General features: G+C 74.2%; 24 protein-coding genes. 13 read left to right on the forward strand and 11 right to left on the reverse strand.

The window, feature by feature from the left end; genetic code table 11:
• A partial coding sequence (locus ABFX51_RS17045) for an ATP-binding protein (RefSeq protein WP_346054209.1) occupies nt 1-2173 on the forward strand: 2173 nt, incomplete at its 5' end.
• A gap of 3 nt (nt 2174-2176) precedes the next feature.
• Here the strand turns inward: ABFX51_RS17045 and ABFX51_RS17050 are convergent.
• From ABFX51_RS17050 to ABFX51_RS17065, 4 genes are read right to left on the reverse strand one after another with little or no spacing between them, the layout of a single operon-like run.
• Nucleotides 2177-2533 carry a hypothetical protein gene (locus tag ABFX51_RS17050; RefSeq protein ID WP_346054210.1) on the reverse strand — a complete coding sequence of 119 codons (357 nt, stop codon included), beginning with the start codon at nt 2531-2533 and terminating at the stop codon, nt 2177-2179.
• Between the two features lie 53 nt (nt 2534-2586).
• Nucleotides 2587-3261 carry a thiamine pyrophosphate-dependent enzyme gene (locus ABFX51_RS17055; protein WP_346054212.1) on the reverse strand — a complete coding sequence of 225 codons (675 nt, stop codon included), beginning with the start codon at nt 3259-3261 and terminating at the stop codon, nt 2587-2589.
• Nucleotides 3261-4982, reverse strand: a complete 1722-nt coding sequence (locus tag ABFX51_RS17060; RefSeq protein WP_346054213.1) for an AMP-binding protein — start codon at nt 4980-4982, stop codon at nt 3261-3263. The genes ABFX51_RS17055 and ABFX51_RS17060 overlap by 1 nt, the downstream gene beginning before the upstream one ends.
• The gene (locus ABFX51_RS17065) at nt 4979-5590 is read right to left on the reverse strand and encodes a phosphoribosyltransferase family protein (RefSeq protein WP_177228485.1); all 612 of its coding nucleotides are present in this window, start codon (nt 5588-5590) and stop codon (nt 4979-4981) included. The genes ABFX51_RS17060 and ABFX51_RS17065 overlap by 4 nt, the downstream gene beginning before the upstream one ends.
• A gap of 147 nt (nt 5591-5737) precedes the next feature.
• Between ABFX51_RS17065 and ABFX51_RS17070 the strand changes: the two genes are divergently transcribed.
• Complete coding sequence (locus tag ABFX51_RS17070; protein ID WP_091503570.1) at nt 5738-7018, forward strand: nicotinate phosphoribosyltransferase; 1281 nt, start codon at nt 5738-5740, stop codon at nt 7016-7018.
• Between the two features lie 362 nt (nt 7019-7380).
• On the opposite strand, the gene ABFX51_RS17075 is transcribed toward ABFX51_RS17070, so the two are convergent.
• Together ABFX51_RS17075 and ABFX51_RS17080 are read right to left on the reverse strand one after the other, a co-directional pair.
• Complete coding sequence (locus ABFX51_RS17075) at nt 7381-7659, reverse strand: dsRBD fold-containing protein (protein ID WP_346054214.1); 279 nt, start codon at nt 7657-7659, stop codon at nt 7381-7383.
• Nucleotides 7660-7787: 128 nt separating this feature from the next.
• Nucleotides 7788-8444 carry a response regulator gene (locus tag ABFX51_RS17080; RefSeq protein ID WP_091503574.1) on the reverse strand — a complete coding sequence of 219 codons (657 nt, stop codon included), beginning with the start codon at nt 8442-8444 and terminating at the stop codon, nt 7788-7790.
• 140 nt (nt 8445-8584) lie between these two features.
• Here ABFX51_RS17080 and ABFX51_RS17085 point away from each other — a divergent pair, with 140 nt between their 5' ends.
• On the forward strand, nt 8585-8989 hold the full coding sequence (locus ABFX51_RS17085; RefSeq protein WP_346054215.1) for a pyridoxamine 5'-phosphate oxidase family protein: 405 nt from the start codon (nt 8585-8587) through the stop codon (nt 8987-8989).
• Nucleotides 8990-8994: 5 nt separating this feature from the next.
• Here ABFX51_RS17085 and ABFX51_RS17090 read toward each other — a convergent pair whose 3' ends face one another.
• Nucleotides 8995-10713, reverse strand: a complete 1719-nt coding sequence (locus ABFX51_RS17090) for a sensor histidine kinase (protein ID WP_346054216.1) — start codon at nt 10711-10713, stop codon at nt 8995-8997.
• 166 nt (nt 10714-10879) lie between these two features.
• Between ABFX51_RS17090 and ABFX51_RS17095 the strand changes: the two genes are divergently transcribed.
• The 5 genes from ABFX51_RS17095 (at nt 10880) to ABFX51_RS17115 (ending at nt 14422) form a co-directional block, all read left to right on the forward strand.
• Nucleotides 10880-11857 carry an Acg family FMN-binding oxidoreductase gene (locus ABFX51_RS17095; RefSeq protein ID WP_346054217.1) on the forward strand — a complete coding sequence of 326 codons (978 nt, stop codon included), beginning with the start codon at nt 10880-10882 and terminating at the stop codon, nt 11855-11857.
• A 181-nt stretch (nt 11858-12038) separates the two neighbouring features.
• A complete protein-coding gene (locus ABFX51_RS17100) occupies nt 12039-12485 on the forward strand; it encodes a hypothetical protein (protein ID WP_346054218.1) in 447 nt (148 codons plus the stop codon).
• On the forward strand, nt 12482-13711 hold the full coding sequence (locus ABFX51_RS17105; protein ID WP_346054219.1) for an NRAMP family divalent metal transporter: 1230 nt from the start codon (nt 12482-12484) through the stop codon (nt 13709-13711). The genes ABFX51_RS17100 and ABFX51_RS17105 overlap by 4 nt, the downstream gene beginning before the upstream one ends.
• 10 nt (nt 13712-13721) lie before the next feature.
• Nucleotides 13722-14093: a hypothetical protein gene (locus tag ABFX51_RS17110; protein ID WP_346054220.1), complete on the forward strand. Its 372-nt coding sequence runs from the start codon at nt 13722-13724 to the stop codon at nt 14091-14093.
• Nucleotides 14090-14422, forward strand: a complete 333-nt coding sequence (locus ABFX51_RS17115) for a PRC-barrel domain-containing protein (protein WP_346054221.1) — start codon at nt 14090-14092, stop codon at nt 14420-14422. Before ABFX51_RS17110 ends, ABFX51_RS17115 begins: the two co-directional genes overlap by 4 nt.
• A 57-nt stretch (nt 14423-14479) precedes the next feature.
• On the opposite strand, the gene ABFX51_RS17120 is transcribed toward ABFX51_RS17115, so the two are convergent.
• Together ABFX51_RS17120 and ABFX51_RS17125 are read right to left on the reverse strand one after the other, a co-directional pair.
• Complete coding sequence (locus ABFX51_RS17120) at nt 14480-14923, reverse strand: Hsp20/alpha crystallin family protein (protein ID WP_346054222.1); 444 nt, start codon at nt 14921-14923, stop codon at nt 14480-14482.
• 106 nt (nt 14924-15029) lie between these two features.
• Complete coding sequence (locus ABFX51_RS17125; RefSeq protein WP_245782818.1) at nt 15030-15389, reverse strand: STAS domain-containing protein; 360 nt, start codon at nt 15387-15389, stop codon at nt 15030-15032.
• A 130-nt stretch (nt 15390-15519) separates the two neighbouring features.
• On the opposite strand from ABFX51_RS17125, the gene ABFX51_RS17130 reads away from it, so the two are divergent.
• Genes ABFX51_RS17130 through ABFX51_RS17150 form a run of 5 tightly spaced genes read left to right on the forward strand, consistent with a single transcriptional unit; the run spans nt 15520 to nt 19406 of the window.
• Nucleotides 15520-16389: an STAS domain-containing protein gene (locus ABFX51_RS17130; RefSeq protein WP_346054223.1), complete on the forward strand. Its 870-nt coding sequence runs from the start codon at nt 15520-15522 to the stop codon at nt 16387-16389.
• Entirely contained in the window at nt 16389-16751 is a 363-nt protein-coding gene (locus ABFX51_RS17135) for an STAS domain-containing protein (RefSeq protein ID WP_346054224.1), read from the forward strand. The genes ABFX51_RS17130 and ABFX51_RS17135 overlap by 1 nt, the downstream gene beginning before the upstream one ends.
• Nucleotides 16748-17167: an anti-sigma regulatory factor gene (locus tag ABFX51_RS17140; protein WP_346054225.1), complete on the forward strand. Its 420-nt coding sequence runs from the start codon at nt 16748-16750 to the stop codon at nt 17165-17167. The genes ABFX51_RS17135 and ABFX51_RS17140 overlap by 4 nt, the downstream gene beginning before the upstream one ends.
• Nucleotides 17164-18153: a SpoIIE family protein phosphatase gene (locus tag ABFX51_RS17145; protein WP_346054226.1), complete on the forward strand. Its 990-nt coding sequence runs from the start codon at nt 17164-17166 to the stop codon at nt 18151-18153. The genes ABFX51_RS17140 and ABFX51_RS17145 overlap by 4 nt, the downstream gene beginning before the upstream one ends.
• Nucleotides 18153-19406 carry a PP2C family protein-serine/threonine phosphatase gene (locus tag ABFX51_RS17150; protein WP_346054227.1) on the forward strand — a complete coding sequence of 418 codons (1254 nt, stop codon included), beginning with the start codon at nt 18153-18155 and terminating at the stop codon, nt 19404-19406. Before ABFX51_RS17145 ends, ABFX51_RS17150 begins: the two co-directional genes overlap by 1 nt.
• 125 nt (nt 19407-19531) lie before the next feature.
• On the opposite strand, the gene ABFX51_RS17155 is transcribed toward ABFX51_RS17150, so the two are convergent.
• Both ABFX51_RS17155 and ABFX51_RS17160 read right to left on the reverse strand, forming a co-directional pair.
• A complete protein-coding gene (locus ABFX51_RS17155; RefSeq protein ID WP_346054228.1) occupies nt 19532-19966 on the reverse strand; it encodes an ATP-binding protein in 435 nt (144 codons plus the stop codon).
• A gap of 415 nt (nt 19967-20381) precedes the next feature.
• Complete coding sequence (locus ABFX51_RS17160; RefSeq protein ID WP_346054229.1) at nt 20382-20843, reverse strand: GNAT family N-acetyltransferase; 462 nt, start codon at nt 20841-20843, stop codon at nt 20382-20384.
• Between the last annotated feature and the right edge of the window lie 2 nt (nt 20844-20845).

The raw sequence follows: 20845 nt of genomic DNA on the forward strand, positions 1-20845 counted from the left end.
CCTCACCGGCGCCGACCGCGCCCGCTTCCTCGCCACCGCCCGCGACGGGCGCCGCCGCAGCCCCCGCGCCCCGGCGGCACCCGTCGTCGGCGAGCTGCCGCCCCCGGTGCCCGACCTGCGTGGCCGCGAAGCCGAACTCGCCCTGCTGCGGGAGGACGCGCTGGCCGACTCGCCCAGCGGCGTGGTGCTGTCGATCATCGGCCACCCCGGCGTCGGCAAGACCACCCTCGCCGTGGCCGCCGCCCACGCGCTGCGCGACCGGTTCCCCGACGGGTGCTTCGCGCTCGACCTGCGCGGGCTCGCCGACCAGCCGCTCAGCTCCCGCGAGGCACTCGAACAGCTCCTGCGCGCGCTGGGCGTGCCGCCCCAGCAGATCCCGGCCGCCGGCGTGGAGCAGCAGCACCTGTTCCGCTCGCTGCTGGCCGGGCGCCGGGTCCTGGTGCTGCTCGACAACGCCGCCGACGAGGCGCAGGTGCGCCCGCTGCTCGCGGCGAGCCCCGGGTGCCTCACGCTGATCACGTGCCGCCGCGCCCTCGCCGGGCTCGAGGCGGCGCGCTGGGTGTGGCTCGAACCGCTCGCCGACGCCGACGCGACCGCGCTGCTGGCGGGTATCGCCGGGCCGGAGCGCGTCGCCGCCGAACCGGAGGCGGCCGCGGAACTCGTGGCGCTGTGCGGAAACCTGCCGCTCGCGGTGCGCATCGCGGGCACGAGGCTCGCGACGCGCCCGCAGTGGTCGATCGCCTACCTCGTTGGGCAGCTGCGGGACGCGAGCACCCGCCTGAGTTCCCTGTCGGCGGGGGACCTGCAGGTGCGCTCGGCGTTCGAGATGTCCTACCGGCGGCTGTCCCCGGCCGCGCGGCTGGTGTTCCGGCGCCTCGCGGCGATCCCCGGCGCCGACTTCGCCGCCGGCCTCGCGGCGATCGCCGCGGGACTGCCGGTGGCCGAGGTCGGCGAGCACCTCGACGAACTGGTCGACGCCAACCTCGTGCTCGCCGCCGCCGCGCCGGGGCGCTACCGCTTCCACGACCTGATCCGGATCTTCGCCCGCGAGCGGCTCGAAGCCGAGGAGAAGCCGCACGACCGCGAGGCGCTCTCCGAGGCCACGCTGCGCCACCTGCTGGGCACGGCGACCGCCGCCGCCCGCCTGTTCTACCCCGACCGGCTCACCGCCGAACCGTTCGCGTCGCGGCGCGAGGCGGCGGAGTGGCTGGACACGGAGGCGTCGAACTGGCTGGCCGCCCAGCGCGCCGCGGCGCAGACGGGGCGCCACCGCGAGGTGCTCGAACTGGCGCGGGCCGTGCACTGGTACTCCGACGGGCGCACGCAGGAGCGGCCGTGGCACGAGATCTTCGCGCTGGGCCTCGCGGCGGCGCGGGCGCTGGGCGACCGGTCGGGCGAGGCGGCGATGCTGAACTCGCTGGGCTGGGCGCGGTACTTCTGCCTGGCGGACAACGAAGGCGGCCTCGCGCTGCACCGCGAGGCGCTGAGCATCGCCGTCGAGACCGGGGACCGGCGGGAGCAGGCGTGGGCGCTGGGCTACCTCGCCGCGGTCCGGTTGCGGCTGGGACAGCCGTCGGAGGCGCTGGACCACGCGGAGCGCGCCGTCGCGCTGGCCGAGGACCTCGATTTCTGGCTGGGGCAGGGCACGATCCGCAACGTGCTCGGCTCCATCCTGCGTGCGCAGGGCCGCGCGGACGAGGCGCTGGCCGTGCACCGGGCCGTGCTCGCCGACGTGGAGGCGCACTACGCGCGGGCCAACCCCGAGGCGCGCCGGTTCTTCCGGGCGACGACGCTGCTCAACCTCGGCCTCGACCTGAGCGAGGCGGGGCAGTGGGCGCCGGCGGCGAGAACCCTCCGCGAGGCGCGGGCGCTGTTCCGGCAGGGCGGGTTCCCGATCGAGGAGGCGTTCGCCGCGCTCAACGAGGGCAGGGCCCGCCGCGAGGTGGGGCAGCTCGCGCTCGCCGGGGTGTGCCTGGAGCTGGCGCTCACCGCGTTCACCGGGGTGCCGCTGCGCTGGCAGCGCGCCCGCACGCTCGCGGAGCTGACCACGCTCTACGTGGTCACCGGGAACCCCACCGCGGCGGGCGACTCCCGCCGCAAGGCGCTCGCCCTGTGCGAGGAGCTGGGCACGACCCAGGCACTGGCGCTGGCGGCCGAGCTCCGCGTCGGCTGAGCCTCAGCCGCCCCGTGCCGCGGCGAGGCTGCGCACGCAGGCACGCACCACCTGCCGGTTGGCGGGGGAGTCGGGGAAACGACCGCACGAGGGGCAGAACAGGCGCACGGCGCCCGCGAGCTCGTCCACCACGACGGTCGCCGGGCGCTCGCAAGCGCGGCACCAGCGGTGCCCGGTCACGACCACCACGTGCGCCGCGGAGCCGATGCACTGGTGCAGCCAGTGCCGGTGGGTGCGGCAGGTGAGGCGCTCGAACGGGTCCAGCCCGGCGGCTTCGGCGCTGTCCTCGGCCGCGAGCCGGGCCGCGAGCCGCTGGTCACGGAGCTCCGCGTACCGGTCCACCGACCGCAGTTCGGTCATGACCCAGCGTAGGCCGGGCCGTGATCGGCGCGCGGGTGGTCGTTTTCCACCCCTCAGCCCGCGGTCACCGGCTCCCCGGCCAGCTCGGCGTCCACTTCGGACTCCAGCTTCGCCAGCTCGTCCTCGCCCAGCCCGTCCTCGTCGCGCATGCGGTCGGCGAGCAGCCGGACCGGGTCGAACTCCCGCCAGCGCGTGACCTCGCCGCGGCCGCGGAACCGGCACGTGCTCAGCTCCAGCAGGTGCGGTCCCTCGCCGCACCTGATCCCCTCCACGGCCTCCTCGACGGACTCGGCCACCGCGAGCGCGTCCATGCCGTCCACCGACCACGCCGCGATGCCGTGTGCCGCGGCGAAAGCGGCTTCCGACGGCGGCCCGCCGAGCGGGTGGAGGTTGATCTCGCGGCAGAACAGGACCGCCAGCCCGCGGCGGGCGGCGACCCGCAGCGCCTGCCGCAGTTCCCCGGCGGGCACCGGGCGCTCGCCGAGCCGGTACACCGTGACGCGGGGCCGCGGCGCGGCGGCCGTCGCGGCGGCGAGGCCCAGCGCCAGCGGGATTCCGCCGCCCTCGACCACGCTGTCGTCGGGGCCGATGCCCGCGGCGATCCCGGCCACCACCGCTTCGTCGCCGATGACCGGCTGCCCGGTCCGGCGCTCCTCGAGTCGCCGCGCGCGGATCATCCCGCGCAGCAGGTCCAGGCGCTCCTGGGCGCGGGGGCTTCCGTCGGTCATCAGCCGTCCTCCACTCCTTCTCCCGCTTTGAGGACCCGGCGCAGCACCTTGCCGGTGCGGGTACGCGGCAGGGAATCCTCGAAGACCAGTTCCGCCGGCGCGAGCGCGCCGAGTGCGCGGCGGCCGAACGCGAGCAGCTCCAGCCGCAGCTCCTCGTCCGGCTCGTAGCCCGCGTGCAGCGTGACGAACGCCTTGACCCGTTCGCCGTCGACGGGGTCCGGGACCCCGATCACCCCGGCTTCGCGCACCGCGGGGTGCGACACGAGCACGCTCTCCACCTCGAACGGCCCCACCCGGTAGCCGCGCGCGGAGATCACCTCGTCGGTGCGGCCGACGTAGGAGTAGTAGCCGTCGTCGTCGCGCCGGGCGAGGTCGCCGGTGAGGTACCAGCCGTCCGAAAAGGACTCGTCGTAGCGGCCGGGATCCCGCCAGTAGCCGCGGAACATCGACGGCCAGCTCCGGCGCAGCGCCAGTTCCCCCGCCTGGTGCTCGCCCGCCGTCAGCTCGCGGACCTTGCCGTCCTCGCCGCGCTCGACGAGCCCGGCCGTGATGCCCGGCAGCGGGCGGCCCATCGAGCCGGGCCGGACGTCCTCGCCCGCGAAGTTCGCGATGGTGATCGCGCCGGTTTCGGTCTGCCACCACGTGTCGTGCACCGCGCAGCCGAGCGCGTCCTGGCCCCACACCACGGTTTCCGGCGGCAGCGGTTCACCGGTGCTGGCCACGAACCGCAGCGCGGACAGGTCGTGCTCGGCGGGTGGTTCGGCGCCGCGGCGCATCAGGGTGCGCAGCGCGGCGGGCTCGGTGTACCAGACGGTCACGCGCTGCCCGGACAACACGGACAGCCACCGGCCGGCGTCGAACCCGCCCTCGACGCTCAGCGTCGTGACCCCGGCGGTCAGCGGCGCGACCACGGCGTAGGTCAGCCCGGTCACGCCACCCGGGTCGGCGCTGCACCACAGGAGGTCCGAGGGGTGCAGGTCGAGCGCGTAGCGGGCGCTGACGTACTGGGCCAGCACCGCTTCGTGGGCCTGCAGCACGCCCTTGGCGGGGCCGGTGGTGCCGCTGGTGAAGTGCAGGAACGCGGGGTCGCCGGGCTCGCCCGGCTCGATCTCGTAGTGCGGCGAGGACTTCTCGAGCGCGGGGCCGAGCGCGAGCGCGCCGGGAACGGGCGTCTCGCCGGTCACCAGCACCCGCCGCAGCGACGGCACCGAGTCGCGGATCGCGGCGATCTTGCCGCGGTACAGCTCCGGGGTCGTGACGAGCACCCCCGCCTCGCCGAGGGACAGCCGGTCCCGCAGCGGTTCGGGGCCGTAGGCGGTGAACAGCGGGGACAGCACGCAGCCCGCCTTGAGGGCGCCGAACACCGCCACGTACAGCTCGGGGGTGCGGCCGAGCAGCGTGTAGACGCGCTCGCCCCGCGGCACGTCCAGCCGGCCGAGCAGGTCGGCGAACCGGTTGCTGAGCTCCGAAAGCTCGGCGAAGGTGTACTCGCGGACGGTGTCGTAGCGGTCGAGCCAGCGCAGCGCCGGGTGGTTCCAGCGCGGGCCGGTGGCGTAGCGGTCCACGGCCTCGTGCGCGATGTTCAGCGCGCCGCTGCCCGGCAGTCCGGACAGGGCCAGCAGTTCGGCCTCCCAGCTGAACCCCGCGACCGTCCGCGCGTAGTCGCGGAGGTTCGCGGCCGCGCGCACGGCCTCGGACTTGCGGATGACGGGCCAGTTCATGCGGGCACCTCGGCGTGGGCGGCGAGCAGCCAGAGCACCTCGTCGTCGGTCACCTCGCGGAAGTCGGCGTACCAGCGGCTGACGGCGCCGAGGCGGGGCGGCGCGAGCAGGCATTCCACCCGGTCGGCGAACGGGGACAGCGCTTTCAGCGCGGCGCGCGCCGCGACCGGCACCGCGACGACGACGCGGCCGGCGCGGCGGGCGGTGAGCACCCGGAGGGCGGCGAGCACCGTGGCGCCGGTGGCGATCCCGTCGTCGGCGAGCACGACCGTGCGGCCCGCGACGGGCACCGCCCGCCGCACCGCGCGGTACCGGCGCGCCCGCTCGGCCACCGCCTGCAGCGCGGAGCCGAGCAGCCCGGGGGCGATGCACCCGCCGACCACGACCGCGCCTTCGCCGACCGCGCCCAGTGCGAACTCCGGGTCGGCGGGGTCGGCGACCTTGCTGACCAGCACGACGTCGAGCGGGGCGGCCAGCGCGGTGGCGATCGGGTCGGCGACGACGACCCCGCCGCGGGGCAGGCCCAGCACGACGGGCCGGTCGGCCCGCAGGTCCCGCAGCCGTCCCGCGAGCTGACCGCCCGCCGTCGTCCGGTCGTCCACCACCATCGGTTCGCTCCCTCGCACCGCGCTGAGGTGATCGAGACTGCCTGGCCGGGGAGTGCCCGCGACAGGGCTGGACGTAACCGGACGTGCTGCCGAAAGTCCCTGCGGGCGTACGGTGGGGTGCATGGGCCGGGTCCCGGGCGGCTGCCAGTGACGGGCGGCCACGCCGATCTGCACGCGGTCCGGACGGCCGCGAGCCACCTGCGCCGCGGGATGACCGGCACCGCGACGTTCAGCCTGTTCCCGCGGCGCCTGCCGCCGGACCGGGGGTTCGTCGTCAGCGCCGGGCTCGACGACGTGCTGCTGTTCCTCGAAGGCTTCCGGTTCGAGCGCGCCGAGCTGGCGTACCTGCGGCAGGCCGCGGAACTGCGGGACGCCGACGTCGCGGCGCTCGCGGACCTGCGGTTCACCGGGGACGTGTGGGCGCCGCCGGAGGGTTGCGTGGTGTTCGCGCCGGAACCGCTGCTGGAGGTCACGGCCCCGCTGCCGGAGGCGCAGCTGGTGGGCACGGCGCTGCTCGGCCTCGTGACGTTCGGCTGCACGGTCGCCACCGAGGCGGCGCGGTACCGGCTCGCGGCGGGCGGCGCGGACCTGTTCGACTTCGCCGGCCACCGGGCGCCGGGGCTCGCCACCGCGACGGCGGTGGCCAGGGCGTGCGCGGTGGCGGGGTTCGCCGGCACGAGCCACGTCGGCGCCGCCCGGGTGCTGGGCCTGCCCGCTGTCGCCACGATGACGGCCGCCTACCTCGGCGCCTTCGGGGACGAGCGGGCCGCTTTCCGCGCCTACGCCCAGGATTTCCCGGCGCGGCCGGTGTTTCTCGTCGACAAGGGCGACGTGGTCGACGGGGTGCACGCGGCGGTGGACGTCGCCACCGAGCTCGACCTGCCGGACGACCACATCGGCGTGCGGCTGTCGTCCGGCGACCCGCTGGAAGCGGCGAGGAAGGCCCGCGAAACCCTCGACGAAGCGGGGTTCGTGCGGTCGCGGATTCTCGTCAGCGGCGGGCTCGACGAGTACGAGCTGGAACGGCTGACCGGCGCCGACGCACCGATCGACGGTTACGGGGTGGGCCGGAACCTCGCCGTCCCGGAGGCGAGGGCGGTGACCGCCTACCGCCTCGTCGAGTACGACGGCAGACCCGTCGCGGACGACGACACGCTGCCGGGCGCCAAGCAGGCGTACCGCTGCGCGTCGGGGGAGGACGACGTCCTCGCGCGGCGCGGCGACCCGCCGCCGGGCAAGTGCCGGGCGGTCCTGACGCAGGCGATGCGGGGCGGCCGCCGGGTGCGCGGCAGGCACGGCCTGGACCACGCGAGGGACCGCCTGGAACGCGACCTGCGCTGGCTGCCCCGCGACGCCCGGCGCCTGCGGGCGCCCAGCCCCGTGCCGGTCCGGCTGTCGCCGGGCCTGGCGGCACTCACGCGCCGGTGAGGCGTGGTGGGCCGCGGGTGCGTGGTTTCGCGTCGCCGGAGGGCGGCTGCCCGGTCTCGGGGCGGCGGGGGTGGTCGGGCTCGCGCGCCTTCGCCCCGGCGAACGGCGGTCGCCCAGGCCCGGACGCGGGCCGCGGCCAGCCCGCGGCCGCACGATTCCGCGGCCGTGCCTCCGCCCTGCGGAACGGCGGTCGCCCGGGCCCGCTCCGCGGTCAGCCTCCGGCTGCGCGGCCTCGCGGTCGTGCTTGTGCCCTGCCGGACGGCGCTCAGCCAGGCGCAATCCGCTGCCAGCCTCCGGCCGCGCGGCCCCGCGGCCGTACCCCTCCGCCGGATCCCCCGCACCGGGCTGCGGTGACACCGGGGTCAGGCCCGCCCCTGCAGGACGGCGAGCGGGCCCCGCGCGTCCGCTTCGATGTCGGACGCCACGGCCTCCAGCAGCTCCTCCGTCAGATCGCTGAAGGCCCGCGCCATCGCCAGTTCCGCCGCGATCGCGGGCAGGTGCACCCCGCGGGGACCGCCGTGGACGAGGCCGATCCCGTGGTACGTCGTGCCGCCCGCGGCGGCCAGCCGGACCTGGGCACGGGTGGTGTCCCCGCTTTCGTCGAGCGCGATTTCCACGGTCCACTTCGCTGGTCGTGCCATGACGCTCCTCTTTCGTCGCCCCCCACCCTTCCTCCGCTCCGGCGGCGGGCGTAGGGCCGAAAGTCCCTCGTTCAAGGGGGCGTTTTCCGCCGTCCACAAAGGATCTTGAACGACTCCACTGTGGAACGTCAGCGCCCTGGCCCCCTGGCGTGCCTGCGGTCGCGCAGCTTCGTCGCCAGCACCGCCGCCTGGGTGCGGCGTTCGAGGCCGAGCTTGGTCAGCAGGCGGGACACGTAGTTCTTCACGGTCTTCTCGGCCAGGAACATCCGCTCGGCGATCTGCCGGTTCGTCAGGCCCTCGCCGATCAGCTCCAGCAACGTCCGCTCGCGGTCGCTGAGCCCCGCCAGCGACCCGGAGTCCGTGGCGTCCGAACGCAGCTTCGCCATGAGCGTCGCGGCGGCCCTGTTGTCCAGCAACGACCGCCCCGACCCGACCTCGCGCACCGCGGAAACGAGCTGCAGCCCCTGGATGTCCTTGATCACGTACCCGCCCGCCCCGGCGAGGATCGCGTTGAGCATCGCCTCCTCGTCGGTGTAGGAGGTCAGCATCAGCACGTTCAGCTCCGGCAGCCGGGACCGCAGGTCACGGCACAGCTCGATGCCGTTGCCGTCGGGCAGCCGCACGTCGAGCACCGCGATGTCGGGGCGCAGCGCCGGGATCCGCGCCAGCGCCTGCGCGGCGGTGGGGGCCTCGCCGATCACGGTCAGCTCCGGGTCGGCCTCCAGCAGGTCCGCGACACCGCGCCGGACCACCTCGTGGTCGTCGACCAGGAACACCTTGATCATGGTCCTCACCCTTCCCGCGCCGGGGATTTCTCCCAGGCTAGCCGTGATCGCACGGGGACTTTGTGCTCTTTTCCGGCCCGTCCACCACGCGGGACCATGACGCCCGTGTCGAGGAACGGACCGCGGGCCGGAAGTGACGCATGAACGGCCGGCTGCGGGAGCTGTCGCGTGAGGAGTCGCTGCGGCGGCTCGCCAGCGTGGGTGTCGGCCGCATCGTGTTCACCCACCAGGCACTGCCCGCCATCCGGCCCGTGCACCACGTCGTCGAGGACGACGGCGAGGTGGTCATCCGCAGCCACGACCGCACGGCGCTGCTGTCCGCGCTGGACACCGTCGTGGCGTACGAGGCGGACTCGGTCTCCGGCGACGACCGGATCGGCTGGAGCGTCATCGTCACCGGTGTCGCCCGCCGCGCCGACGGCGCCGACCGCTACCGGCACCTCGCCGATCCGTGGGCGGACGGCGAACCCGGCTACGTCATCCGCATCCGCCCCGAACTCGTCGCCGGCTTCGGGCTGCCCGAGGACAACGGCCACGCGCCCTGAGCGGCTCACGCGAGGGGAGCCGACCACACCAGGCGGGCGCCGCCGTCCTCCGGTGCGTCGAGCACGGACCGCCCGCCGGCGCGCCGCGCCCGCTCAGCCAGGTCCCGCAACCCGGAGCGCACCTCGCCGCCGGGGCCGCACCCGTTGTCCGTGACCTCGATGGCCAGCTCGTCACCGACCTCCACCGTGACCGCCACCGCGGTCGCGCCCGCGTGCCGCACCGTGTTGTCCAGCGCCTCCCGCACCACCGCCTCGGCGTCCTCGGCCAGCCGCGGTGACACGACGCCGAGCGGGCCGGACACCCGCACGCTCGTCTGCAGCGGCGTGTCCCCGGTGACCTCCGCGATGATCTCGTGCAGCCGCCGCCGCAGGCGCGCGCTGCCGTCCGCGCCGCCGTGCAGGTCGAAGATGGCGGTGCGGATCTCCGCGATGACGCTCTGCACCTCGTCGATGAGCTCGCTCAGCCTGCGCTGGATCTCGGGGGAGCGGGTGCGCAGTCGGGTGCTCTGGAGGGCGAGTCCGTGGGCGAACAGGCGCTGGATGACGTGGTCGTGGAGGTCGCGGGCGATGCGGTCGCGGTCGGCGAGGACTTCGAGTTCGTAGAGGCGGCGCTGGTCGTCGGCGAGCTGGAGGGCGAGCGCGGCCTGGTCGGCGTAGGAGGCCGCCAGCGGCAGCTGGGTCGCGTCGAACGGCTCACCGCCGGCGGTCCGCACCGCGACGAGCACCCCGGACACGGTTTCCGCCGACGCGCGCAGCGGCAGCACCAGCACGGGCCCGAACTCGGCGGGCAGCCCGGCGCCCACGTCGTAGCGCAGTCTCGGCTCCTGCCGCGGCATCGCGTCCCGGAAGGAGTCCCCGCACGTCGAGGCGGCGACCGGGATGCGGCGGCCGATGAGCTGTTCCGCGTCCGGCCCGGCGGAGACGGTGACGACGAGCGTGGTGACCTCCTCGGGAGGCAGCTCGGGGTCGTCGGGCCGCGCGAGGAAGGTGTGGTCGGCGCCGGTCAGGGTGCGGGCGCGCTCGGCGACCAGGCGCAGGACCGCGGCCGGATCGGCGGCGGCCAGCAGCTGCGCCCTGATCTCGCTCGTCGCCTCCTGCCAGCGCTGGCGCAGCCGGGTCTCCTCGTACAGGCGCGCGTTCTCCACGGCGATGCCCGCGGCGGCGGCGAGTGCCTGCACGACGACCTCGTCGTCCTCGGTGAAGGGCTGCCCGTCGGCCTTCTCCGTGAGGTAGAGGTTGCCGAACACCTTGTCCCGCACCAGAACCGGCACGCCGAGGAACGTGCGCATCGGCGGGTGCTCGGCCGGGAAGCCCGCCGACGCGCCGTGTTCGGCCAGGTCGGCCAGCCGCAACGGTTCCGGCCGCTCGATGAGCAGCCCCAGCAGCCCGTGTCCCTTGGGCAGGTGCCCGATCTTGTCCCTGGTCCGCGCGTCGACGCCCTCGTGGATGAACTGCGCGAGCCCGACCCCGTCGGCGTTGAGCACGCCCAGCGCGCCGTGCCTGCAGTCGACCAGCTCGGTCGCGGCCCGCACGATCCGGTGCAGGGTCGCGTCGAGTTCGAGGCCGCCCGCGATGGCGAGCACGGCCTCCAGGAGGCCGTCCATCTGGTCGCGCGCGGCGATCAGCCGCTCGATGCGGTCCTGCACCTCGACGAGCAACTCGCGGAGCCGCAGCTGCGACAGCGTGCCGCGCAGCGTGGGCCGGGCCGGGCCTTCCGTCGCCATGAAGCCACCTTCGCACCCGGGGCGATCGAAAACCAGCAGGTGCACCCGCGCAGCGGCGGCTGGGCCAAGGGCCGAAAGACCCTCCGGGTTCAGGACGCCCGCCTCTGCCACACGTCGGCGTGCGGAAGAGACGCTGAGCACCGGAAATCACCTCTGGAGAGCTGCCATGACCGCGACGCACACCAGGGCGGCGAACCTGGTCCTGACCGCACTCGAGTCGGCCGTCCGCGCGCCGTCGCCGCACAACACGCAGCCGTGGCGGTTCGAGATCGGCGACGACCGGATCGACGTCCACCTCGACCCCGCGCGCGTGCTCACCGTGGTCGACCCCGACGGCCGCGAGGCCCGGCTGTCCTGTGGTGCCGCGATCCTCAACATCCAGCTCGCGCTGCGTGCCTCGGGCCGCGCCAGCGCGGTGCACCTGCTGCCCGACCGCGCCCGGCCCGCGCACCTCGCGACGGTGTGGCTGCAGGGGCAGTGCCCGGTGACCCCCGAGGACCGCGCGTTCGCCAGGGCGATCACGTTCCGCCGCAGCAACCGGCGTCCCTTCGCCGACCGGCCGGTCGCGCGGTGGATCCGGCACTCGCTCGTGCGCGCGGCGAGCCTCGAAGGCGCCTCGCTCGCGCTGCTGGAGCGGCCCGCCGAGCTGGACCGGCTCGCCGGCCTGCTGCGGCACGCCGAGCACCTGCAGAGCGAGGACCCGGCGTTCCAGGAGGAGCTGCGGCGCTGGACGGCCGGGGGCGGGCACCGCGACGACGGGGTTTCGCCGTCGGCGGGCGGGCCCCGCCAGGCGCCGGGCGCGCTGCTGACCCTGCGCTCCTACCCGGGGGCGGAGGACCGGCCGGAACGCCCGTATGAGAGCGAGCCGCTGGTCGCCGTGCTCAGCTCCTTCACGGACACACCGCTCGCGCAGCTGCGCACGGGCCAGGCGCTGCAGCGGGTGCTGCTGACCGGCACGACGGCCGGGGTCAGCGCGTCGTTCCTGTCGCAGCCGGTCGAGATCGGCGCGACCCGGCGCGAGCTGCGGGAGCTGCTCGGCGGGCAGGCCTGCCCGCAGGCTGTGCTGCGGTTCGGGTACGGATTCGCCACCCCGGCCACCCCACGCCGCCGCCCCGAAGCCGTCAGCCGTCCCCGTTCGCAGTAGTCCGGTCACTCCACGCAGTTTCGGCGCGGCCCGGACGGGGTAGTCCGGCCCATCGGAGGACGCCGATGCTGCAGACCGACGGGCTGGACATCCTGATCGCCTGGGTGGTGTTCGGCGCGCTGCTGGCCGCGCTCGGGTTCGTGCTCCTGCGGCACGGTGCCGGCGGCGAGGACGACCGGAAATGACGAGGGCGGGCAGGGTGCTCACGGCCCTGCTGCTGCTCGCCGCGCTCACGGCGTGCGCGGGACCGACGGTGACCGCCGCCGAGTACCGGGACAAGGTCGCGCAGACCGCCAAGGCGCTGACCGGGCTGCTCGTCACCGCCCGGCACGCCGTCGAACTGGACCTCGGCGGCCGGATGCTGCCCACGGTGACCGACACCGTCGTCAGCGACGCCGAGCGCGACGCCGTCTCGGTGCAGACCACGATCGAAAGCAGGCAGCCGCCGGACGCGGAGTCCGACCGCCTGCGGCTGCGGATGGACGGGCCGGTGCGCGCGGCCACGGCCCTGCTCACCGACCTGCGGATCGCGGTCCGCTCCGGCGACTCCGGCGCGCAGCGTGCCGCGCTCGCCCGGCTGGAGCAGCCGCTCGGCGACCTGGAGCAGCTGTCCGAGGTGTCGGCGTGAAGGGCTTGCTCAAGGTCGCGCTGGGCGTGATGACCGCCATCGGCGGCTTCGTCGACATCGGCAACATCGTCACCAGCGGCGTCACCGGCGCGCGGTTCGGGATGACGCTCGCGTGGGCCGTCGTGCTCGGCACGCTGATCATGGTGCTCTACGGCGAGATGGCGGGCCGCGTCGCCGCGGTAGCGCAGCGGGCGGTGTTCGACGTCGTGCGGGAGCGGCTCGGGGTGCGGTTCGCGCTCGTCAACCTCGTGGCGAGCGCGCTGCTCGCCCTGCTCACGCTGGCCGCCGAGATCGGCGGTGTGGCGCTGGTGCTGCAGCTGGTCAGCGGCGTGCACTACCTGATCTGGGTGCCGGTCGTGGGGCTCGCCGTGTGGCTGGCGATCTGGCGCCTGCCCTTCTCGGTGCTGGAGACCGTGTTCGGGCTGCTCGGGCTGTGCCTGCTCGTGTTCGCGGCGGCCCTCGCGCTGCTGCCCGTGGACTGGCACCAGTTCGGGGAAGAGGTCTTCTCCCCGTCCGTGCCCGCCGGGGAACCGCTGCCGACCTGGCTGTTCTACGGGATCTCGCTGATCGGCGCGTGCGTCGTGCCCTACCAGGTGGTGTTCTTCGCCTCCGGCGGCCGTGAGGAGAAGTGGACCGTGCGGGACATGCGCCGCGCCAGGGTCAACACGCTCGTCGGCTTCCCGCTCGGCGCGGTGCTCAGCCTGGCGATCATGGCGGCGATGGTGCCGGTGCTGCGGCCGGATTCGGTGGACGTGCGCCACCTCGGGCAGGTCACGCTGCCCATCGCGCAGGCGCTCGGCGTCGTCGGGCTACTGCTGACGTTCGTCGGGTTCTTCGCGTGCACGTTCGCGGCCGCCGCCGAGTCGGCGTTGTCGATCGGCTACAGCTTCGGGCAGTACTTCGGCTGGTCGTGGGGCAAGCGGCACCGCCCGGTCGACGCGCCCCGCTTCCACCTGGTGTGCCTGGCTTCGGTGATCGCGGCGACGGCGTTCATGCTCACCACGATCGACCCGATCACCGTGACGATCGTGTCCGTGGTGCTGGGCGGCGCGGCGATCCCGTTGACGTACCTCCCGCTGCTCGTGGTCGCCAACGACCGCGAGTACCTGGGCCGGTACGTGAACAAGCGCTGGCAGAACGCGCTCGCCATGCTCGCGTTGCTGGTGATGGTGGTCGTGTCGGTCGCGGCACTGCCGTTGCTGATCGCGACGAAGGCGGGGCAGTGAGGAGGCGGGAATGGACATCGTGACCGCGAACGACCTGCTGTGGGACCGGCAGATCTTCGACCGCGACGGCGTCGAGCTGGGCAAGGTGGACGACCTGGAGCTGTCCGAGGGCGACCCGCCGGTGGTGACCGCGCTGCTGTGCGGGCCGACGGCGCTCGGGCCGCGCATCGGGGACCGGATCGGCACGTGGTGGGCGGCGGTGGGACGGCGGCTCCGGCCGCGTGACGACCCCTACCCGGTGCGGATCCCGCTGGACCTGGTCTCCCGGTTCGACCGCCGCGAGGTGCGGCTGCGGGTCCGCGCGGACGAGCTGCCCGCCGACCGGTTCCGGCAGTGGACGCGACGGCACGTCGTCGAGCGGATCCCCGGGAGCAGGCGGTGAAGGGGGCGGAGCTGATCGGCCGCCGGGTGCTGGACCGGGACGGCACGAGCGTGGGTCACGTGCACGACCTCGTGTTCACGCAGCGGGGCCAGGACGCGCCGCGGTTCGAGCTGGTGGGGCTGGAGTGCGGCAAGGCCGGTCTCGGTGACCGGCTGGGCTACCTGCGGGGGTCGATGGCGGGACCGTGGCCGCTGCCCGCCCTGTTCCGCTGGCTGGGCAGGCATTCGCTGTTCGTGGAGTGGTCGCAGGTGCGGGCACTGCACGCCGACCGCGTCGAGCTGGCCGTGGCCCGCGTGCAGCTGTGCCCGTTCCGGGAAGTCTCGCGCTGACGCGGAAAAGCCGGGCCCTGCGACCGGAGTGGTCGCGGAGCCCGGCCGGGAGACCGCTTACTTCGCGGTGATCTCGATGCGGCGGGGCCGCTCCGGGTCGCTCTTGGGCACGCGCACGGTCAGCACGCCGTCCTCGAGCGAGGCCTCGATCGCGTCACCGTCGACGCCACGCGGCAGCAGCACGCGGTAGGAGAACCGGCCCGTGCGCCGCGTCCGGCGGCGGAACACGCCCTCCCGCTCCTGCTCCTTCAGCTCGCCCGTGACCGCGAGCCGGTTGCCGGTCAGATCGACCGTGATGTCCTCGCGCTTGACCCCGGGCAGCTCGACCTCGAACACGTACTGCTTGTCCGTCTCGCTCACGTCGGCACTCGGGGACCACGGCCGGGGCGCCTCGTCGAGCCGCCCGGCCAGCGTGTCGAACCAGCGGTTCAGGTCACCGAACTCGCGGAACGGGTCCCACCGGCTCAGGGTTTCGCGGGATCGCATGGCAGGCAGCGCCATGACGCTCACCTCCTGGGAACTTCTCCGGCCCGCCCCTCGGGCCGTCACCCCTTACTACGAAGTTGAGCCGGGTTTTGTTCCCAAAGTTGAGCCGGTGTCGCTCAACTCAGAGTTCCTCGTCGTCCTCGTCTTTGGGCTCGATCGTGAACGCCGAGGACAGGCCGGTGAGGTCGAGGATCCGCCGGGCGTAGCGGTTGACGTTCGCCAGCGTGATCTCGCTGTCCTGCTCCTCGGCGAGCGCCCGCGCGCGCACCAGCGCGCTGATGCAGGCGGAGTCGAAGAACGAGAGGTCCTCGAAGTCGACCACGAGCCGGGCGACGCCCTTGCCGAGCAGGTCCGTGACCGCGCGGTCGAGCTGCTCGACGGCGGTGTGGTCTATCTCTCCGAAGAGCTTGATCCGGCCGACGTCGCCGGAGTGTTCTGCCTTGACCGGTGCGCTGGTGTGGATGACCTCGTCCCTTCCCACGTGTGGTGCCTTTCTCTCCGGCCCGGCCCCCGGTTTGTCGTCGGGCGCCGGGTGTCCTAGCTTTGCCGCCAGGCAAACCCATTCTCGGCGGACCGTCCCCGGTTCGCAGTGCGCGAAGCTATGAGGAGCGATGACGACCACCTCGGGACCGGAAACCCCCACCATTGTCAGTGACTTCCTCGACCGCCGCAGGGAGACGATCGTCGCCGAGTGGTCCGGTGCCCCGTTCTTCCAGACCGTGGGCCTGGACCGCGAGCAGGCCGCGCTGGACGGCGCCGAGGTGCTCGACGGGGTGCGCCGCGCGGTCGCGGCCGGCGAGGTGAACAACCCGGCCGCGGAGGGCTTCGCCGGCATCCGCACCCTGCTGGAGGCGCTGGCCGTCCAGCAGGTGCACGACTCATCGCTCGTCTCGCAGACCGCCGCCCAGATGTCCGGGCTCAAGGAGCCGCTGCTGCGGCTGTGGGCCGAGGAGGACGTGCCGGGGGAGTTCGTCGCGCCCGGTGCGGTGCTGCTGTCCGGCGCGGTCGACACGCTCGGGCTGATCCTGCTCGACGCGGCGCTGAGCGCCGGCCGGGACACCATCGCCAGCCAGCGCGAGCAGCTGGCCGAGCTGTCGACGCCGGTGATCAAGCTGTGGGACGGTGTGCTGGCGATCCCGCTGATCGGCACGCTCGACAGCATGCGCAGCCAGACCGCGACGGAAAGCCTGCTGCAGGCCATCCTCGACCAGCAGGCGAAGGTCGCGATCCTGGACATCACCGGCGTGCCGACGGTGGACACGATGGTCGCCCAGCACCTGCTCAAGACCGCGCTGGCGGCGCGGCTCATGGGTGCCGAGTGCGTGATCAGCGGCATCCGCCCCCAGATCGCCAACACCATGGTCCAACTGGGCATCGACCTGGACGAGGTGGCCACGCGCGCCCGGCTCGCCGACGCCTTCAAGTACGCGCTGTCGCGGCTGGGCCTGACCGTCACCAGCACCGGAACCGGCGTGCTCTGATGCCCGGGGTCCCCATCGTCAAACTGGACGGCGTCCTGCTGGTGTCGATCCAGGACGAGCTGCTGGACTACTCGGTCGACGAGCTGCAGCAGCAGATCACCGAGCAGGTCGTGGCCCAGCAGGCGCGCGGGGTGCTCATCGACATCTCCGTGCTGGACGTGGTCGACTCGTTCCTGGCGCGGACCCTGCACGACATCGCGGCCGCGACGTCGCTGCTGGCGGCGAAGACCGTCGTGGTGGGCATGCGGCCGGCGGTGGCGATCACCCTCGTGGAGCTGGGACTCGTGCTGTCCGGGCTGCAGACCGCCCTGTCGGTGGAGGAAGCGCTCGAACTGCTGAGTGACGGATCGGCCCGCCGGTGAGCGGAGCACCGGCCACGACCAGCGTGGCGATCACCAGCGAAACCGACATCGTGCACGTCCGCCAGGCCGCCCGCGAGGCCGCGGTGTCCGCCGGTTTCAGCCTGGTGCAGCAGACGAAGCTGGTCACCGCCGCGAGCGAGCTGGCGCGCAACACCCTGGTGTACGGCGGCGGCGGGCGGGCCGAGATCGTGGTGGAGGAAAGCCCGCTCGCGGGCACCGTGCGGCTCACGTTCGTCGACTCCGGGCCGGGCATCCCCGACATCGACCTCGCACTGACCGACGGCTACACCACTGGTTCGGGGCTGGGCCTGGGGCTGGGCGGGGCGCGCAGGCTCGCCGACCGGTTCAGCATCGACTCCGCCCCCGGCAAGGGCACCCGCATCGAGCTGTCCATCACCGCGCGCAGGAAGCCGTGATCCGCACGGACCTCGTCGTCAGCGAGGACGGCCACGTCGGCAGGGCACGCAGGCTGGCGGCGGCGGTGGCCCAGCAGGAGGGGCTGCCGATGGCCCAGGTGCACCGGGTCGCGCTCGCCGCCACCGAGCTGGCGACGAACCTGACCAAGCACGCCGGGCGCGGCGTGTTCACCGTCGTGCCGGGGCCCGGCCAGCTCGACCTGCTCGCCATCGACAAGGGGCCGGGCGTCGCGCGGATGGAAACGAGCATGCGCGACGGCTACTCCACGACCGGCACGATGGGTGCCGGGCTGGGCTCGATCCGCCGTGCCGCCGACTTCTTCGACGCCTACTCCCTGCCGGGGCGCGGCACCGCGGTCCTCGCGCGGTGGCGGAACGGTGAGCCGCTGTCCGGGGTGCGCGTGGGGGCGGCCCGGCTGACCGCGGCGGGCGAAACGGCCTGCGGGGACATGTGGACGGCGGTGCCGAGCGGGGCCTCGGTCGCGGTCGCCCTGAGTGACGGCCTCGGGCACGGCGAGGCGGCGGCGAAGGCGAGTGGCGCCGCGATCGAGACCGTCGCGGCACACGCCTCGCTGGGCCCCGCCCGTATCCTGGACGCGATGCAGCGGTCTCTGGCACGCACCCGGGGTGCGACCGTGGCGGTCGCCTCCGTGGCGCCCGCCTCGGGACGGCTGCGGTTCGCCGGGATCGGCAACATCGCGACCCGCCGTTATCCCGAACCCGGCGCGCCCGTGCAGCGGCTGCTGTCGCGGCCCGGCATCGTCGGTGTGGCCGGAACGAACCGGGCGGCCGATTCCACCGATTCGTGGTCCCCGCGCAGCTGGCTCGTGTTGCAGACTGACGGGGTGTCCGACCGGTGGAGCGCCGACGACTGGCCCGGACTGCTGCGCCACGACCCGGCGATCGTCGCCGGCTGGATCCTGGGGCAGCACGGCCGCGGCCGGGACGACGCGTGCGTGGTCGCCGTCGCCGGGGGAGGTGGCTGATGGCCGACTGCCCCGAGGGCCTCGTGCGTGAGCTGCGGGAGATCATCGAACGGCAGCAGCAGGAACTCCAGATGCACCGCACGGAGCTGGAGCAGACGAACGCGGGGCTGCTCGCGCTGCACGCGGAGGTCGAACGCCAGCGCCAGCGGTCGGCGTTCCTCGACGAGGTGAGCCGCACCGTGTCGGCGTCGCTGCGTGGCCGGGAGGTCGCCGAGGCGCTGGTGCAGCTGGTCCAGCGGGAGGGCGTCGCCACGTCGGCGGCCGTGTGGATCCTCGACGACGACCGCCGCCTGCACCGCGAACCCGAGCCGGGTGAGCCCGACAGCGAGGTCCGCCGCGTCGTCGCGACGCGCCGCCCGGTGACCGACGAGAAGCGCATGCTGGCGCCGTTGTCGGTGGGGCCGAACCTGCTCGGGGTGCTGGAGCTGTGCCGGGACGAGCCCGGGTTCGGCGAGGACGACATCCCGTTCGTCAGCGCCGTCGCGGCCCGGTCGGCGGTGGGCCTGCGCAACGCGGGGGAGTACGAACGCGAGCGGGAGCTGGCCGAGCGGCTGCAGCTGGCCATGCTGCCGACCCTGGACACCCCGCCCGACCTGCGGTTGTGTGCCCGGTACCTGCCTGCCGCGCGTGGCGTCAACGTCGGCGGCGACTGGTTCGACGCGTTCACCCGGCCCGACGGCACGATCGTGCTGACCGTCGGCGACGTCACCGGGCACGGGCTCGAAGCCGCGGTGATCATGGGAAAGCTGCAGAACGTCCTGCGGGCCTACGCCACGGAGGGCCACGGGCCCGCCGAGACGCTGCGGCTGACGCACGGGCTGCTGCGGGGCTGGCACAGTTCGCTGCTGGCCACCGCGGTCGTGATCGACCTGGAGCTGTCCACCGGGCGCATCCGCTGGGCCAACGCCGGGCACCTGCCGGTGTTCGTCGCGGGCACCGACGGCCACGTGCGGGCGCTCGACGAGCCGAACGCGCCGCTCATGGGCGTGCCGTTCACGTTCGGCATCCAGGAGTACGAGGCGGACCTCAAGCCGGGCGAGACGGTGCTGATGTACACCGACGGCCTGGTGGAGCGGCGGGCGCAGTCGATCGACACCGGGATGGAGCGGCTGGCGGACGTGTTCGCGTCGGCGGCCGGCGACCCGACCGACGAGGCGGGGGACCGGATCCTCGACGAGATGCTGGGCTCCGCCGAGCACGACGACGACGTGTGCCTGCTGCTGTGCCACTGGGCGGAGGACGACGCGGACTGAGGGTCCGCCGGGTAAAAAGGAGCCCGCTCAACCGGCCTGGGGGTCACCGGGAGCGGGCGTTTCTCATACTAACACCCTGATTTCACCGGCGCCGCCCGAACGGCGAAAATAGTCCGGCCGGGGGTTCAGGCCAGCCGGAACTCGGCCCAGACCCACTTGCCGTCACCGCCGCGGCGGTGGCCCCACGCGGTGCTGAGCGCCTGGATCAACGCGAGCCCGCGGCCCCGCACCGAGCGGGGGCCGGGCCGGTGGAGCACCGGGTCGCCGGGGTCGGAGTCGCGGACCTCGAGCAGCAGGCAGTCGCCGGTGAAGCGCATCCGCAGCGCGATCCCGCCGCTGCCGTGCTCGAAGGCGTTGGTCACCAGTTCCGACGCGGCGAGCACGATGTCGCACGCCTTGTCCTCCGGCACGTGCCACGACCGCAGCGCGTCGGCCACGAACGCCCGCGCCTCGCCGGGTGCCCTGGCCACCGGTGGCAGGTGGGTGCCGAGCCGGCGGACCCGCGAAACGCCGGGCTGCGCGTCACGCTCGCCGGTCACTGTGCCTCCCGCACGGTACATGTGCCTCCTCCTCGCCGGGGCAGTCACTCCGGGATACCTCCGTCGCCCGAATCGAATCCGGTTCCCGGCCAGAACCTGCGGCGCGGGGGTGCGGGGTCAGCAACGGCCGTGGGGCGTGGGCGGAGGTGGGCCTCGGCTGAGCGCGAGCCGAGCAGCCATCCAGTTCCCGATGGGAACCTGCAGCGCAGGGCGGGGTCAGTCCGGCGGGCTTGCAGCAGCCGTGGGGAGTGGGCGGAGGTAGGCTTCGGCCAAACGGGCGTCGAGAAGATGCCCCCGTTCCCGACGGGAACCTGCGGCGAGAGGCGGGATCAGCCCGACCGAATCCCCAGCAGCCGTGGCGAACTCGCGAAGGTGGCCTCGACTAAGCGGGCGTCGAGCAGCCGCCCGCCGTTCCCGGCCAGAACCTGCGGTGGCGTCAGCCCGGCCGGGCCTGCAGCAGCCTCGGCGAGGGAGCGAAGCCGTGGCGGAGGTAGGCGGGCACGGCGCGTTCGCTGGAGTGCACGGTGACCCGCTCCAACCCGAGCGCCCGCGCTTCACCGAGCACGACGTCGAGCAACCGCCCGCCGACGCCGTTGTCGCGTTCCTCCGGCACCACGTACACGCACTGCACGTCCCCGGAACGCCGGTCCAGCGCACGCGGCGTGGGCACGCGGGGCAGCAGCGCCAGCCACGCCATGCCGAGCACCCGGCCCGCCCGCAGCACCACGTAACACCGGTGCGAGGCGGAGTGCTCCCGCGCCCACGCCACGAACCGGGTCACGAACTCCGCCCGGTCCAGCGGCCCCGGATCACCCTGTTCGGCCACCCACCGCCACCGCAGCCCCGCCACCGTGCCCAGTTCGCCGTCCCGCGCGAGGCGGATCTCGAGATCGTCCACCC

Origin of the sequence: Amycolatopsis dongchuanensis (assembly GCF_039542405.1) — a bacterium.
Lineage (GTDB): Bacteria > Actinomycetota > Actinomycetes > Mycobacteriales > Pseudonocardiaceae > Amycolatopsis_E > Amycolatopsis_E sacchari.

Bases quoted from the DNA above. Each gene is read 5' to 3' on its own strand.
- ABFX51_RS17060 (WP_346054213.1), bottom strand. From the start codon at position 4,982: ATGAACTGGCCCGTCATCCGCAAGTCCGAGGCCGTGCGCGCGGCCGCG.
- ABFX51_RS17110 (WP_346054220.1), top strand. From the start codon at position 13,722: ATGGACATCGTGACCGCGAACGACCTGCTGTGGGACCGGCAGATCTTC.
- ABFX51_RS17085 (WP_346054215.1), top strand. From the start codon at position 8,585: ATGAACGGCCGGCTGCGGGAGCTGTCGCGTGAGGAGTCGCTGCGGCGG.
- ABFX51_RS17075 (WP_346054214.1), bottom strand. From the start codon at position 7,659: ATGGCACGACCAGCGAAGTGGACCGTGGAAATCGCGCTCGACGAAAGC.
- ABFX51_RS17080 (WP_091503574.1), bottom strand. From the start codon at position 8,444: ATGATCAAGGTGTTCCTGGTCGACGACCACGAGGTGGTCCGGCGCGGT.
- ABFX51_RS17135 (WP_346054224.1), top strand. From the start codon at position 16,389: ATGCCCGGGGTCCCCATCGTCAAACTGGACGGCGTCCTGCTGGTGTCG.
- ABFX51_RS17150 (WP_346054227.1), top strand. From the start codon at position 18,153: ATGGCCGACTGCCCCGAGGGCCTCGTGCGTGAGCTGCGGGAGATCATC.
- ABFX51_RS17055 (WP_346054212.1), bottom strand. From the start codon at position 3,261: ATGACCGACGGAAGCCCCCGCGCCCAGGAGCGCCTGGACCTGCTGCGC.
- ABFX51_RS17050 (WP_346054210.1), bottom strand. From the start codon at position 2,533: ATGACCGAACTGCGGTCGGTGGACCGGTACGCGGAGCTCCGTGACCAG.
- ABFX51_RS17065 (WP_177228485.1), bottom strand. From the start codon at position 5,590: ATGGTGGTGGACGACCGGACGACGGCGGGCGGTCAGCTCGCGGGACGG.
- ABFX51_RS17100 (WP_346054218.1), top strand. From the start codon at position 12,039: ATGACGAGGGCGGGCAGGGTGCTCACGGCCCTGCTGCTGCTCGCCGCG.
- ABFX51_RS17155 (WP_346054228.1), bottom strand. From the start codon at position 19,966: ATGTACCGTGCGGGAGGCACAGTGACCGGCGAGCGTGACGCGCAGCCC.
- ABFX51_RS17095 (WP_346054217.1), top strand. From the start codon at position 10,880: ATGACCGCGACGCACACCAGGGCGGCGAACCTGGTCCTGACCGCACTC.
- ABFX51_RS17130 (WP_346054223.1), top strand. From the start codon at position 15,520: ATGACGACCACCTCGGGACCGGAAACCCCCACCATTGTCAGTGACTTC.
- ABFX51_RS17090 (WP_346054216.1), bottom strand. From the start codon at position 10,713: ATGGCGACGGAAGGCCCGGCCCGGCCCACGCTGCGCGGCACGCTGTCG.
- ABFX51_RS17120 (WP_346054222.1), bottom strand. From the start codon at position 14,923: ATGGCGCTGCCTGCCATGCGATCCCGCGAAACCCTGAGCCGGTGGGAC.